Origin of the sequence: Bernardetia aquimarina (assembly GCF_042180575.1) — a bacterium.
GTDB lineage: Bacteria > Bacteroidota > Bacteroidia > Cytophagales > Bernardetiaceae > Bernardetia.
The window spans coordinates 3467479-3479671 of sequence record NZ_CP170094.1 but is presented as its reverse complement, the minus strand read 5'-3'; the positions used below and the strand labels follow the sequence as shown (position 1 = coordinate 3479671).

At 30.8% G+C, this 12193-nt stretch carries 18 protein-coding genes; 11 read left to right on the top strand and 7 right to left on the bottom strand.

Features of this window, described 5'->3' with window-relative positions; genetic code table 11:
* Positions 1-4: 4 nt before the first annotated feature.
* The 4 genes from ACE193_RS14840 to ACE193_RS14825 form a co-directional block, all read right to left on the bottom strand.
* Complete coding sequence (locus ACE193_RS14840) at positions 5-769, bottom strand: SDR family oxidoreductase (protein ID WP_375559005.1); 765 nt, start codon at positions 767-769, stop codon at positions 5-7.
* Positions 770-796: 27 nt separating this feature from the next.
* A complete protein-coding gene (locus ACE193_RS14835; RefSeq protein ID WP_375559004.1) occupies positions 797-1060 on the bottom strand; it encodes a DUF4345 family protein in 264 nt (87 codons plus the stop codon).
* A gap of 101 nt (positions 1061-1161) precedes the next feature.
* Positions 1162-1605: a hypothetical protein gene (locus tag ACE193_RS14830; protein ID WP_375559003.1), complete on the bottom strand. Its 444-nt coding sequence runs from the start codon at positions 1603-1605 to the stop codon at positions 1162-1164.
* A gap of 125 nt (positions 1606-1730) precedes the next feature.
* Entirely contained in the window at positions 1731-2606 is an 876-nt protein-coding gene (locus ACE193_RS14825; RefSeq protein ID WP_375559002.1) for an RNA polymerase sigma factor, read from the bottom strand.
* Between the two features lie 354 nt (positions 2607-2960).
* Here ACE193_RS14825 and ACE193_RS14820 point away from each other — a divergent pair, with 354 nt between their 5' ends.
* The 7 genes from ACE193_RS14820 (at position 2961) to ACE193_RS14790 (ending at position 7705) form a co-directional block, all read left to right on the top strand.
* Complete coding sequence (locus ACE193_RS14820; protein WP_375559001.1) at positions 2961-3773, top strand: sulfite exporter TauE/SafE family protein; 813 nt, start codon at positions 2961-2963, stop codon at positions 3771-3773.
* Positions 3774-3875: 102 nt separating this feature from the next.
* Positions 3876-4277, top strand: coding sequence for a hypothetical protein (locus tag ACE193_RS14815; RefSeq protein WP_375559000.1), 402 nt, complete (start codon positions 3876-3878; stop codon positions 4275-4277).
* A 159-nt stretch (positions 4278-4436) separates the two neighbouring features.
* Complete coding sequence (locus tag ACE193_RS14810; RefSeq protein WP_375558999.1) at positions 4437-5045, top strand: hypothetical protein; 609 nt, start codon at positions 4437-4439, stop codon at positions 5043-5045.
* A gap of 7 nt (positions 5046-5052) precedes the next feature.
* Positions 5053-5322 (top strand): hypothetical protein, encoded by a 270-nt coding sequence (locus ACE193_RS14805; protein WP_375563363.1) that lies wholly within the window; start codon positions 5053-5055, stop codon positions 5320-5322.
* A 106-nt stretch (positions 5323-5428) separates the two neighbouring features.
* Positions 5429-6313 (top strand): gliding motility protein GldN, encoded by an 885-nt coding sequence (gene gldN, locus ACE193_RS14800; RefSeq protein ID WP_375558998.1) that lies wholly within the window; start codon positions 5429-5431, stop codon positions 6311-6313.
* A 76-nt stretch (positions 6314-6389) separates the two neighbouring features.
* On the top strand, positions 6390-7307 hold the full coding sequence (locus ACE193_RS14795; RefSeq protein WP_375558997.1) for a hypothetical protein: 918 nt from the start codon (positions 6390-6392) through the stop codon (positions 7305-7307).
* Between the two features lie 143 nt (positions 7308-7450).
* Entirely contained in the window at positions 7451-7705 is a 255-nt protein-coding gene (locus tag ACE193_RS14790) for a hypothetical protein (RefSeq protein ID WP_375558996.1), read from the top strand.
* Between the two features lie 84 nt (positions 7706-7789).
* Here the strand turns inward: ACE193_RS14790 and ACE193_RS14785 are convergent, their stop codons facing one another.
* On the bottom strand, positions 7790-9205 hold the full coding sequence (locus ACE193_RS14785) for a VWA domain-containing protein (RefSeq protein ID WP_375558995.1): 1416 nt from the start codon (positions 9203-9205) through the stop codon (positions 7790-7792).
* An 84-nt stretch (positions 9206-9289) separates the two neighbouring features.
* Positions 9290-9436, bottom strand: a complete 147-nt coding sequence (locus ACE193_RS14780) for a hypothetical protein (RefSeq protein ID WP_375558994.1) — start codon at positions 9434-9436, stop codon at positions 9290-9292.
* 30 nt (positions 9437-9466) lie between these two features.
* Between ACE193_RS14780 and ACE193_RS14775 the strand changes: the two genes are divergently transcribed.
* Complete coding sequence (locus ACE193_RS14775; protein WP_375558993.1) at positions 9467-10012, top strand: GNAT family N-acetyltransferase; 546 nt, start codon at positions 9467-9469, stop codon at positions 10010-10012.
* A 23-nt stretch (positions 10013-10035) separates the two neighbouring features.
* Here the strand turns inward: ACE193_RS14775 and ACE193_RS14770 are convergent, their stop codons facing one another.
* Positions 10036-10458, bottom strand: coding sequence for a hypothetical protein (locus ACE193_RS14770; protein ID WP_375558992.1), 423 nt, complete (start codon positions 10456-10458; stop codon positions 10036-10038).
* Between the two features lie 155 nt (positions 10459-10613).
* Between ACE193_RS14770 and kdsA the strand changes: the two genes are divergently transcribed.
* The 3 genes from kdsA to ACE193_RS14755 all read left to right on the top strand — a co-directional run bounded on the left by kdsA (position 10614) and on the right by ACE193_RS14755 (position 12190).
* The gene (gene kdsA / locus ACE193_RS14765) at positions 10614-11405 is read left to right on the top strand and encodes a 3-deoxy-8-phosphooctulonate synthase (protein WP_375558991.1); all 792 of its coding nucleotides are present in this window, start codon (positions 10614-10616) and stop codon (positions 11403-11405) included.
* Between the two features lie 69 nt (positions 11406-11474).
* Positions 11475-11933: a hypothetical protein gene (locus ACE193_RS14760; RefSeq protein WP_375558990.1), complete on the top strand. Its 459-nt coding sequence runs from the start codon at positions 11475-11477 to the stop codon at positions 11931-11933.
* A complete protein-coding gene (locus tag ACE193_RS14755) occupies positions 11930-12190 on the top strand; it encodes a hypothetical protein (protein ID WP_375558989.1) in 261 nt (86 codons plus the stop codon). The genes ACE193_RS14760 and ACE193_RS14755 overlap by 4 nt, the downstream gene beginning before the upstream one ends.
* Positions 12191-12193: the final 3 nt, after the last annotated feature.

Below are 12193 nucleotides of genomic sequence, written 5' to 3'. Positions count from 1 at the left end.
TGATTTATTTTTTAGGTATAGGTTCTTTATTAAGTTGATTGAAACCAAATTTAGGAGCTAATCGGCTTATAAATTTGAGTTGTGTAGAAATTCCAGGAGTAATTTCTTCTATTCCTTTTGAATATTCTTTCCAAAAAATAGCAGATAGTTTTTCAGTAGGCATCGGTTTAAGACTATCATCTGTTAGGTCGGCTTCTTTGGCTAAATGCGTATCTACAACAGGAGGCAAAAGTTCAATTACTTTTATATTGTGTGGTTTTAGTTGTGGTCGGATAGCTTGTGTCCAAAAATGAACGGCTGCTTTTGTGCCTGAATAAACAGGAGCTTGAGCAAAAGAAACATACGCCAAACTAGAAGAAACATTAACCAAAACAGCATTTTTGCTCTTTTTTAATTGAGGTAAAAAATAATGTAACATACGAATTGGAGAGTTATAATTGATTTCAATTTCAGAAAACTGTTTTTCCAAATCATTTTCTTCATTTCCTGTATCTAAAAGATTCATTATTCCTGCATTATTTATCAAAACATCAATACCTTCAAATTTTTGAAGTATATCGTCAGCCAACATTCTTACTTCTGCATCTTGTGTTACGTCGCTTTGAAAAATATGAATTTGTGGAAATTCTTTTTTTACTTCTTCTAATTTTGATAAATTTCGTCCTGTAATAATAACAGTATTATCATTTTCTAAGAATTTTTTGGCGAGAGAAAGTCCAATTCCTGAACCTCCTCCTGTAATTAAAACGGTTTGTCTTGAAGTTCTCATTTTTGAGTTTTTTATATGATAAAAAAATTAAAGACTACCTTGAGTGATTAGTTTATTATGCATCCACCACATAATCGGAGTCGGTATCAGTTCAAGTAAAATAACAGCAATAATTACAGGAGTTGGACGGTAATTAATCAATGCTACTGCCCTTACAATGCCACCAATAAAAAGAGCTATCATTAAAAATCGAAAAAGTGTCGTTTCGGATGGACTCCAAGCCACATAAAAAAAAGCAAGCGACAGAGATGCCCAAATAGCAGCTATAAATCGGTGTGAATTATCAGCCATAGGTTCACGTTGAAGTATAAGCTCCTGTCATGCCCAAAAATCCTGTTCCTACTGCAATGACACCATAGAGAATTAAAAAAATACGTATAAATAAAAGCATATTAGTTTGGTTTTGAAGGTGATTTTAAAAAACAATAAGCAGCAATAATAATAGGTAACGCAAATGGAACGTGTTGCAAAACATCTGTAAGTTGAGCATCTGGAACAAAGGTCGCCCACGTAATCATATCTACTACAATCACAAAAACCAAAGTAACAACGTGGAAATATCCAGCCAGTCGAAACTGATGCAAACCAAGTGCAAGCAAAACAAAAATAGGTGGAATTATATCTCCAACAGCTTTAAAAATAGCCGTAATTTTGGCAAATGAAATGGCTGCGTCCGAATCAGGAGTGATAGAAAACGAACCTTCAGAAGCAGCAGGATGTGCTATCCAAAAAATACCAATACCAATAAGCATAAAGGCAGACAGATAACTTGCCCAAACACCAATTCGAATTGTTTTGGGCAAGTTTTTATCAAGTGGGTTTTTAAAATTTGACATGTCTTTTACATTTTTTTGATACAGATGATTCTAAAACAGGGAGTTTTGAACCCTTTTTTATTGGTTAGACAACCGATGTATCAATGTGTAAAGACTTTTTGAAAAAAAAACGAAATTAATTAAAATTAATTCAGATTTAATTTATTTTTCCATTGTACATCATCTAAAATTTTGAGGATAAAGTTCTTTTTTTCAAATGTTGTTTTGAAGCTATGGTCTTGTTGTAGTTCAGCTATTTTTAATTCAGATTCATCGACCAAAAAATTAGCATCAAGTTCTAACTCTGCTTTGAAGGTAGAATATTCTTTTTTATTGAAAAGTAGATTTTTGGCATCTACCAGTCCATTTTCAGAAGCAAAAGTTACTTTTTTGTGGCATCTGCATGGGTTTGCTTTATTGACTAGTCCACATTTATTTTGCATAAAATTATACAAATCTTTGCGAGCCTTACTGAGTTTCATTCGGTAATTATCTTTACTAATTTCCATTACTTCAGAACCAATTGTGTGGTCAGTTCCAAATATTTCCCCAATAATATAAATCATACGTTGTTCTTTGGTCAGACAGAGTAGCATTCCTGATAGACATTGCGGATGTACTTCCCGAATAAGTTCTATTTTTTCTGCTTTTTCGTTTTCAGACAAATCAACACTAGGCGAATTATCAAGAAGATGACCTAATTCGTCAAAGTTACTCGCAAACTGATTGGAGAGCTTTTTTCTTTCATTGAGAAAATGATTTTTGATAATGCGATATGCCCAAGTACGAAAAAGACTCTCCTGTTTGAAAGTACCCAAATTAGAGATAATTTTAATTAATGCTTCTTGTGTAAGGTCTTCGGCATCAGCATCGTTTCCTGTCAATTTCCACGCAAGGTTATAAATAAAAGGTTGGTGTCTTTCGATAAGGTTTGTCAAAGCGACTTTACTTCCTTGCAAAATTTGTTCAATAAGTTCGTTATCAGAACTATCAGAAGAGTAGGTTTGTGTAAATGGATTCATTGTTTTTTTATTTTATAATAATTGAAAAGATAAATTATATAGACCAGTATTTTCGGTTTGGAATGGTTGAGTAGGATATTATTTTTTAATAATTTGTAACAAACCTAAGATAAGGACAATACATCTGACTTATACGATTAGACAAACAAAAATACAATGTGTAAAGACTTTTAAAGATAAAAGCAAAAAAAAGAGGTTTTGTCATTTTATCATAAAGTTAAAATCACTCTTATTTTTAACAATTTTTGGGCTTGAATTTGAATTAACTAAATTGCCTATTCATAAATAAGTAAAAGAAGTATTTTTATAAAAAAAATACAATAAAAAATAAGAAGAAAACAAATTTAGTAACAGATGGAAGAAATTTTAGGTTTTTTGATTGCGATTGTTGTAGGTTTTACGATGGGATTGTTAGGTGGTGGAGGTTCAATTTTGGCTGTTCCTATTTTTGTTTACATTTTAAATATTGAGGCTGTAATTGCGACTGGTTATTCGCTTTTTGTGGTGGGTGCTGCTGCGCTTGTGGGAGCATATAGGTATTTTCAACAAAGTTTGGTTAATCTTAAAATTGCTCTCATTTTTGGTGCGCCTTCGTTGGTTATGGTTTATTTGACTCGTGCTTATATTGTACCTGCTTTACCTGATCCGTTTTTGACTTTTGATTATTTTATTCTTACCAAAAATGCAGCTATTGTTGTCTTTTTTGCTATTGTAATGCTGATTTCTTCTACCATAATGATTCGAAAAGGAACAAAGCAACAAGAACAATCTCACATTCCGAAGGCTGTTTCTAATAAAGCTCTAAATGTTCCCGTTTTGATTTTGGATGCTACTTTGGTGGGGCTGATTGCTGGTTTGGTGGGTGCTGGAGGTGGTTTTTTGATTGTTCCCTCGTTGGTTTTTTTGGCTCGTATTCCGATGAAGGAAGCGATTGCTACATCACTTTTTATTATTGCTATTAATTCACTTTTGGGCTTTTTGGGCGATTGGCAGCAGCACGATATAGACTGGCGTTTTCTTCTTCCCTTTACAAGCTTTACCATTGTAGGAATTTTACTTGGAACTCATTTTTGTAAATATGTTCCTGCTGCAAAACTCAAACAGATTTTTGGTTATATGGTCTTGGTAATTGCCTTTTTTATTCTTTATAAGGAGTTTATACATTAAAAAACAGTCAAAATTTAGATTTTTAGTTGCTGCTATTTTTATAGGAAATAGAAAACAAGTAATTTTGTAGAAATATTTTTACAAGTCAATAAACAAACACCTATGCAATTCAGAATCGTAGCCTTAGATATTTTAGAATCAAATTTAGTTGCCCCTAGTCAAAATCTTCCTAAAGAAATTATATTTCAATTTGATGTTAATATCGAACACCGTTGGAATACGGATGATGAAATTTTTATAGTAGTTACTACTATCTCTATTTTCTCAAATGAAAAAGAACATTTGCTTTCTAAATTCAAAACAAACACTGTTTTTAAAGTAGAAGATTTAGCAAAACATGTCGATACAGCCAATAGCAAAAATAATATGCCAACTGATGTAATTTTAGATTTGAATGAACTTGCAATCTCTACTACTCGTGGGGCATTATTTTCATTCTTGAAAGGAACTTATTTACATAACGCTATTTTGCCAATTATTAATCAGACTATTCCTGTTGAATAAATAGAAATTAAAAAGCGAAATATTGAAAACACCTAACCACTAGAATATACCTAGGTTAGGTGTTTTTTTGTAGAAAGAATAAGAACCTATACTAAAGAAATAATCATTCGTTATTAAAATTGATTCGCCTTTTTTTTCTAATTTTTGATTTCTATTTTCATGAAACTTTCTACTTCTATTATTTCTTGTGTTTTGCTTATTTTTATACTCGTTTTTTCTTTTTTACTTTCTTCTTCAGTAAAAGCTCAAACAGTTTCTGATTCTTCAAATCAGCATTTTAATCAAAATAAAGTCTATGAAAATCATATTTCCTATCAAAAAACAGTTTGGCGAAGAAGTTCATTAAAAGAAAAACAAAATCAACCTTTTTTTGTAAAAGGAAACGAAATTACAAAACTCATGATTGATGCTGTTAAGTTAGGAATCATTCAGCCTTATCAAAATGATTCTTTAACCACTTATCTTTCTTTAGAAGAATTTTTAGAAAATCTACATTATGAAGAATTAAATTTGACAGAAGAAGAACTAATGATGAGTTGTTGGACAGGTTTTAAGACAAAGAATTGGAGTACGGAAGATAGTATAGATTCGAAAAATAAAATAAACCAAGAGAATAAAGTTATTTCAACTGAATATCAAGCTAAGCAGTGCTACCTACTAGAAACCAAGACAATTACTTTTTTTGATAAAAAACGTAGCAGAATGATACATGACATTCAAACCATTAGCATTATTCTTCCTGCTGAAATGAACAGAAACAGGACTTGAAAAAACGATTGCTACATTTTCATATAAAGAACTTGTTCAAAATCTTTTCAGAGATAATTCTTCAGCTATTTATTACAATCAGAGAAACAATCAAGCTCACCGAAACCTAGAAGAAGCCTTTGATTTGATGCTATTGGGTGGAAGACTTATAAAATATGCCAACGGACAAGATGAGCATATCATAGATATTTATGAAGACTACAATCAAGCTCTATTGATGGCGCAGAATTATGAAGCTACTATGATAGAATATGAAAGCAATGTATGGGAAAATTGAAAAATAAATTTCTACTATTTTTGTCAGAATTAAAATTTCGATACAATAAAACAAAGAACATCCGTTATAAGGGTATAATCAACAAAACAAATTAACTTTTATAGCAATGAAAAAATCAACAAGAGCAATTTTGTGGGCTGGACTTTCTGTGTCTTTATTTTCTTCTCTTTTTACCACTTCATTTTCGAATGCCCAAGAATATGGAAATTATGCCAATGATGGCTACAATCATAATTCGGTTCGCCCTATTCACGAATCTCATATTATGTATCAAAAAAGTCTTTGGCACAGAATTTCGTTAAAACAAAAGCAAAACCGTCCATTTTTTGCAACAGGAAACGAAATTACAGGAGTTATTATTGATGCTGTGAAGCTCGGAATTATTCGTCCGTATCAAAATGATTCTTTAAAAACTCGTATGAGTCAAGAGGACTTTTTGAGTAATATTCAGATTCCTAGTGAAGATATACAGTATGACGGAATAGAAGCCGATATTTTTAATCAACAAAATGATGTATGGGATGGTGATGCAACTTGGGGAATAGAAGATGAAGCTATGGGAGTTACTGCACAAGAATTTTATGCTAATCAACTTTACTTATTAGAAATCAAAACAAATATCCTTTTTGATAAAACTCGCAGCCGAATGATAAATGATATTCAAACGATTAGTATTATTATTCCTGCTGAAATGAATCCTCAAACAGGTCTTGAAAAAATAGTTGCTACATTTTCTTACAAAGAATTAGTACAAAATCTTTTCAGAGATAATCCTTCAGCTATTTATTACAATGAAAGAAACAATCAAGCTCACCGAAACTTAGAAGAAGCCTTTGATTTGATGCTTGCAAATGGAACACTTATCAAATATGCCAACGGACAAGATGAGCATATTATGGATATGTACAATAATGAGCATGAGGCACTTTTGGCTTCCCAAAACTATCAAGCTAATATGATAGAATATGAGAGCAATTTGTGGGAAAACTAGAATTTTAGATTTTATTTTAGCCCCTAAGGGGTTTTGAAAACTCTTAGGGGCTGTTTTGATACAACAACAACCAATTATGAAAAAGCTATTTTATATTTCTTTTACTTTATTACTTGTCTTACTTTTTGTGAGTACAAGTAATTTTTGTTTGGCACAAAGCGCACTAAGTCCAGAAATAAGTCCAAATGAGCAAAATATCCAAACTGAAAGATCTCAAAAAATTACTCAAGGTAAAATACAGGATGAAATAAATCCATTTTCTTTACATCCCATTCCAAAATCACATATTGCTTTCCAAAAATCGCTTTGGTTGCAGGTTTCTTTTCATCAAAAGGCAAATTTACCTCTTTGGTATGCTGGTCATGAATTATCTACGTTTTTGATAGAAAATGCTCTAAATGGAAAAATTACAGCATATAAAGATGATAAACTAGAAAATATTTTGTCAAAAGATGAACTTTTGGAAAGCCTAAAAGCAGAAGAGAATTTTGAGATTAATTCTGATACAAATTTTGAAAATGAAACAACTAGCTTTGCCTTTGATTCTGATAATTTTAATAAGATAGATTCAACACAAAAACTAATAGACTTTTCAGAACTTTCTGTTTTAGAAATAAAGGAAGATTATATTTTGGATATTCAACATTCAAGAATGGTTCATGATGTGATTGCTTTTACACTTATTCTTCCTGCAAATAAAGATAGATTTACAAAAAAAGTAGTTTCCTTTTCGTATAAAGAAATTATTGAAAAATTATATCGTCCACTCAAAGAAGATTATGTAGTTATTGAATCCACAAAAAGCAACGGACATATTCCTAATTTAGAAACGCTGATTGACTCTCGTTTTTTTCATGGGTATATCGTAAAGTATGATAATTTTAAAGATGAGTCTTTTGAAGACCAATATGAAAATAAAAAGAAAGCTGCTAGTAGGTGTATGCAATACCACGAAAAACTGATTGAATTTGAGGCTTTTCTATGGACATATTAAACTTTGAGAATTAAAATGAATAGCAAATTAAAAATAAGGTTACTTTCAGATAAATCACAACTTCAAGAAATTTATAATTTGCGAGTAATTGCTTATGAAAATTCTGAACAGTCAGAACATATAAATTAAAACTCTATACCCAAATGGTTGGTGAATTTGAAGATTATAGTTCCTTGATACCACTTGAAAGACCTTTTGTATATTGGAGTAGTCTTGTTGTTCATCCAAATTATAGAAGAAGAGGAATTAGGATAGAGTTAGACAAAACACGAAAATCAACGATCATAGAAATATCACGATGCCAAAACAACCTCAAAATGCTTGGAGAATATACAATACCTGTTTCTTTTCATAAAGAAGTACAACCAGAAATTAAATGTAATCGAAGAATAATCTAATTTATTCTTTCTTACTTTAATTGAAAATCTAAAAATCCCTTTATTCTATTGATTTAATCTACTGAATAAAGGGATTTTTTTGTTTTAGAAACTAAATGATTTTTCTGTTACTTTTCCTTTTTCTATCGTAACTGTAAAAACTTTAGCCTCACCTTTAATTTTTACAGGCTTTATGGTTATTTCATAAGTTCCTGTATTCAAAATAAACTCTCTTGGATTGCTAGATGCAGAGGTATAAGTGCGTTGTCCTGCAACTGATTTCTTTGTTTTGACCTCCTTTATTGTAACAAGGGCATCAATAAGTTCATTATTTGAGGTTGCACCTACTTTGAGTATTCCTGTTTCAAAATGATGAGTTACTGATGTTGTTTCTTTTGCTTTTACTTCAATAGTATCTGATTTATATGTTGTTTCTAAACCTGAAATTGTCAGAATTTGCATTTCTACATAATAGTTTCCTGCATTAACTTCTAATGAAACTGTTCTGCCATACGTTCGTTTGTGCGCTGCAACTTTTCCAGTATTTATGTCATACACTTTTACCATTGTATCCCAAAATTCATCATTATTATAAGAATTAACTTCTACATTTCCACCATCAAAACTAACTGTTTTGTGTGTTATTTCAGTATTTGAAGAACTTACTTTTATATTATTCAGAACGATTGCAGCAATTTTGCTTCCTTCCAAAGGCTGAATATGTAAATCATACTCTCCTTCTGGAAGATAGAAAAATGAAGTATCTCCATACGTCCGTGTAACACTTATACTTTTTTTGGTTTTTACATCAACTGCTTTTAAATAAGCATCAACAGGTTGTCCATTTTTGGTAGTATAGATTGAGAAATTATCTTTTGGTTTATCGACTGTTGAAGTTGTGGTTTCTTGCAAAATTTCACTAAGCTCTTCAGCATCAGCAGCATCATAATACCTTCCATCTCCACTTTTTGCAGCACATTTGAGTTGTTTGGTTTCTTCTTTTTTAAGTCCAAAACCAATAATATGAAGTTTGAAATCAATACCTTTTGCTTTAGCATCTTGTACTACTTTACAAATATCACCATCACAAGATTCTATTCCATCAGTTACTAAAATAATTGTTGCTTTTTCATTAGAAGTTGCAATTTTATCAATGACTAATTGAGCTGAATAAGCGAGTGGAGTTCTTCCTAAAGGCTTAATTTTCTTTAGTGTTTCTTGTATGCTTTCTCTGTTTTCTATTTCAGTAGCTACTACAAATTCTACATCTTGACAATCCTCTTTGTTTCGATGTCCGTAGGCTACTAAACCTACTTTTTGTGTAGCTGGAATTTGATTAATTGATTTTGATAAAACTTCTGTGGCAATGGTTACTTTTGCTTTTCCTTTAATTTGTCCCCACATCGAACCACTTGCATCATAGATAAATATGATAGGAGATTGTTTTTCATTTTGAGCAAAACCATTCAGAAAAGGAAATAAAATGAATAGAAATAACAAGCTAATTTTGATAGTCTTCATAATAAAAATAAATTTGGTGATTTAATTATTTCTATAACGGATTAAAATTGAGCTTATTTTTTAAATTAAATATCAGTTTTAATTTTAGCTTGTCTTTTGATAAACAGCTTCTTTCCAATATTCTAAAATAGGGTTCATTTTTTTGAACCATAAATTAGGTACTATCGTCAGTGGAACACCGACAATAGCAAAAATAGCCGTTTTTGGTGTCCCCACTAATAACAAATACACCCATCATACTTTTTACAAAACCACCAAAAAATGAATAGCAATTTAGAAATTAAGTTACTTTTAGATACATCACAACTTCAAAAAATTTATGATTTGCGAGTAATTGCCTATGAAAATTCTGAACAATCAGTTCATATAAATAAAACGCTATATCCAAACGGTTGGTCAGATGAGTTAGATGAAAAAGAAGACGTTTTTCATTGGATAGTTAGGGATAATAATAAACTTGTGGCATCGGCTAGGCTTGTCGTTCTTGAAAATCTCAATGAAACAGATGGCGAATTTGAAGAGTATAGTTCTTTGATACCACTTGAAAGACCTTTTGTATATTGGAGTAGGCTTGTTGTTCATCCAGATTATAGAAGAAAAGGAATTAGGATAGAGTTAGACAAAATGCGAAAATCATTTTTATCTAAAAATCCACACATCAAATTTGCACTTACTAGTGTAGTCGAAACTCGCAAAAAACACCTTTTACAGCTTGGATTTGAACATTTAGGAGATACTATATGCGATTGGAATGGCACAACTAGAAAGTTTTGTTTGTTCTTATACAGAAATACAAAGACAGTTTAGAGCAAATTCAATATGATGATAAATTATTTCTCTAATTGTTCTTTAAGCCACTCATAAGCCTTTTCTTCATCTTTTACTACAGTATATTTATAAGGAGGTTTTTGAATAGCAAATATAGCTTGTAGTAAAAATTTGTGCATTGACGAATCAGTAATATGAGCTGTTCCCTTACAAAATTTAGAAACGTGAGCTTGATTTTCTTTAAACCAATTTCCTACTTTTATTCTAAATTCAGTTTTTAAATATCCTGCGTTAGAAAGATCTAAAATTATGGCATAAGGTTGATTTTGTAAGAATACTTTGCCTGCATGTTTTATATACTCTTCAAATTCTTCGTCTGTTGGCTTTTTATCTTCAAGTTTTATAGATACATAAGGGAAATTATCTGTGTTGATAGAAAAATACTCGTTCGAAAAATTATAATCCTCAGCTTTAAATTCATTCATACTATTTTTTTTGTTTAAAGGGAAAGTAAAATTAAGTACTTCTTCTTGTTGTTGTAGTAATAACAAACAAATGAGCTAAAGTTTTTGAGATAGGAATTTTTTATTTTACGTATTTTTGTACTTATTGAATCCTCCACTCCAAAAAACACAAAACTATGACACTTTACGAACGCCTACAAAAAGAAACTTTCCTTATTGCTGGTCCTTGTGTAATCGAAAATGAAGAACTACTCTTCGAAGTAGCCGAACACATGGTCGAACTCTCCAAAAAAATGGGTTTTCTTTATATTTTTAAAGCCTCTTTTGATAAAGCTAACCGTACCTCAATGGAATCTTACCGAGGACCTGGATTAGAAAAAGGTTTGGAATCTCTAGCCAAAATAAAAGCAAAATATCAAATTCCGATTACGACAGATATTCATGAAGCCTTTCAAGCTGAAATTGCTGCTCAAGTAGTTGATATTCTTCAAATTCCTGCTTTTTTGTGTCGTCAAACCGACCTTTTAATCAAAGCTGGCGAAACTGGAAAAATTGTAAATATCAAAAAAGCGCAATTCCTAACAGGCAGAGATATGGTTTATCCTGCAAATAAAGTAGAAAGTACAGGAAACAAACAAATTATGCTTACCGAACGTGGAACAAGTTTTGGAAATCATAACCTTGTCGTTGATTTTAGAAATATTATTGATATGAAAGAAATGGGTTATCCTGTCGTGATGGATGTAACACATTCGGTTCAAAAGCCAAGTGCTAATAATGGAACAACAGGAGGAAATAGAGAATATATTCCTTATTTTTCGAAAGCAGCAGCAGCTATGGGTGTAAAAGGATTTTTTATGGAAACACACCCTAGCCCAGATAATGCTCTTTCTGACGGTCCTAATATGGTAGAATTAGAAAATATGGAAGGCGTTTTGAAAGAAACATTTAATCATATTATGGTATAAAATTATTTGTTACTGTTTCAAGTACTGATACTTGAAACAGTACTTTTTTTAGCAATATTTTTTAGAAAAATGAAATTTTATACCTTCCTAATCAGTCTTATATTCATTTCTTGTTCTTTACAGAAAAATGAAAATAAAATCATAGCTCAAGAAATTGAAAAAGTAAATACAGACTCATCCAAATTAGAAATAGCAAAAAAGAGAACTCCAATTCAACAACCCAAAACATGGGAAGAGAAACAAGATTCTATTCGAAATACCATTCTCAAATCAAAACCAAATGCTACTCTAAAATCAAACTTTTTTCAAGAATTTTATATCAAAGGTTTTGTAAAGCAAGTAGATGATAAGATTGAATTTGATTTACCTTTTGATCTTCATAGTTTTGATTGTGGCGCACCTGATTGTTATTCTACAAAGCTAAATTTTACTATTCCAGCCAAAAAACCTGTTAAGTTTCCGAAGCAAATTACGTGTGTTTTTTTAGAAAAAGGTTGTGATATTGAGAATGAAATAAGCAAAAAATGACTTTTCAATTAGTTGAAAACTCTCCTAATTATGTCAATTATTATTCTGAAAAGGATAAAGCAAATTTGATTTTGATAGGAAATAAACAAAACTCAAATCTATATTATTTTACAAATGTAAATCCAAATTCAATAAAGGTAAATTTGATAGATAAAATTTTGAGTGAATATGATGAGGAAAATCTAGATGCCATTGTTCCTTACAGAAGTTCAAAAATGCTAACCAATGAGTATGAAAATTTTACAGAAAACAACTAAAAT

Coding starts and splice junctions, on each gene's coding strand:
- ACE193_RS14830 (WP_375559003.1), bottom strand. CDS start 1,605: ATGTCAAATTTTAAAAACCCACTTGATAAAAACTTGCCCAAAACAATT.
- ACE193_RS14795 (WP_375558997.1), top strand. CDS start 6,390: ATGAAAAAGCTATTTTATATTTCTTTTACTTTATTACTTGTCTTACTT.
- ACE193_RS14785 (WP_375558995.1), bottom strand. CDS start 9,205: ATGAAGACTATCAAAATTAGCTTGTTATTTCTATTCATTTTATTTCCT.
- ACE193_RS14810 (WP_375558999.1), top strand. CDS start 4,437: ATGAAACTTTCTACTTCTATTATTTCTTGTGTTTTGCTTATTTTTATA.
- ACE193_RS14755 (WP_375558989.1), top strand. CDS start 11,930: ATGACTTTTCAATTAGTTGAAAACTCTCCTAATTATGTCAATTATTAT.
- gldN (WP_375558998.1), top strand. CDS start 5,429: ATGAAAAAATCAACAAGAGCAATTTTGTGGGCTGGACTTTCTGTGTCT.
- ACE193_RS14835 (WP_375559004.1), bottom strand. CDS start 1,060: ATGGCTGATAATTCACACCGATTTATAGCTGCTATTTGGGCATCTCTG.
- ACE193_RS14825 (WP_375559002.1), bottom strand. CDS start 2,606: ATGAATCCATTTACACAAACCTACTCTTCTGATAGTTCTGATAACGAA.
- ACE193_RS14840 (WP_375559005.1), bottom strand. CDS start 769: ATGAGAACTTCAAGACAAACCGTTTTAATTACAGGAGGAGGTTCAGGA.
- ACE193_RS14770 (WP_375558992.1), bottom strand. CDS start 10,458: ATGAATGAATTTAAAGCTGAGGATTATAATTTTTCGAACGAGTATTTT.
- ACE193_RS14790 (WP_375558996.1), top strand. CDS start 7,451: ATGGTTGGTGAATTTGAAGATTATAGTTCCTTGATACCACTTGAAAGA.
- kdsA (WP_375558991.1), top strand. CDS start 10,614: ATGACACTTTACGAACGCCTACAAAAAGAAACTTTCCTTATTGCTGGT.
- ACE193_RS14815 (WP_375559000.1), top strand. CDS start 3,876: ATGCAATTCAGAATCGTAGCCTTAGATATTTTAGAATCAAATTTAGTT.
- ACE193_RS14775 (WP_375558993.1), top strand. CDS start 9,467: ATGAATAGCAATTTAGAAATTAAGTTACTTTTAGATACATCACAACTT.
- ACE193_RS14820 (WP_375559001.1), top strand. CDS start 2,961: ATGGAAGAAATTTTAGGTTTTTTGATTGCGATTGTTGTAGGTTTTACG.
- ACE193_RS14760 (WP_375558990.1), top strand. CDS start 11,475: ATGAAATTTTATACCTTCCTAATCAGTCTTATATTCATTTCTTGTTCT.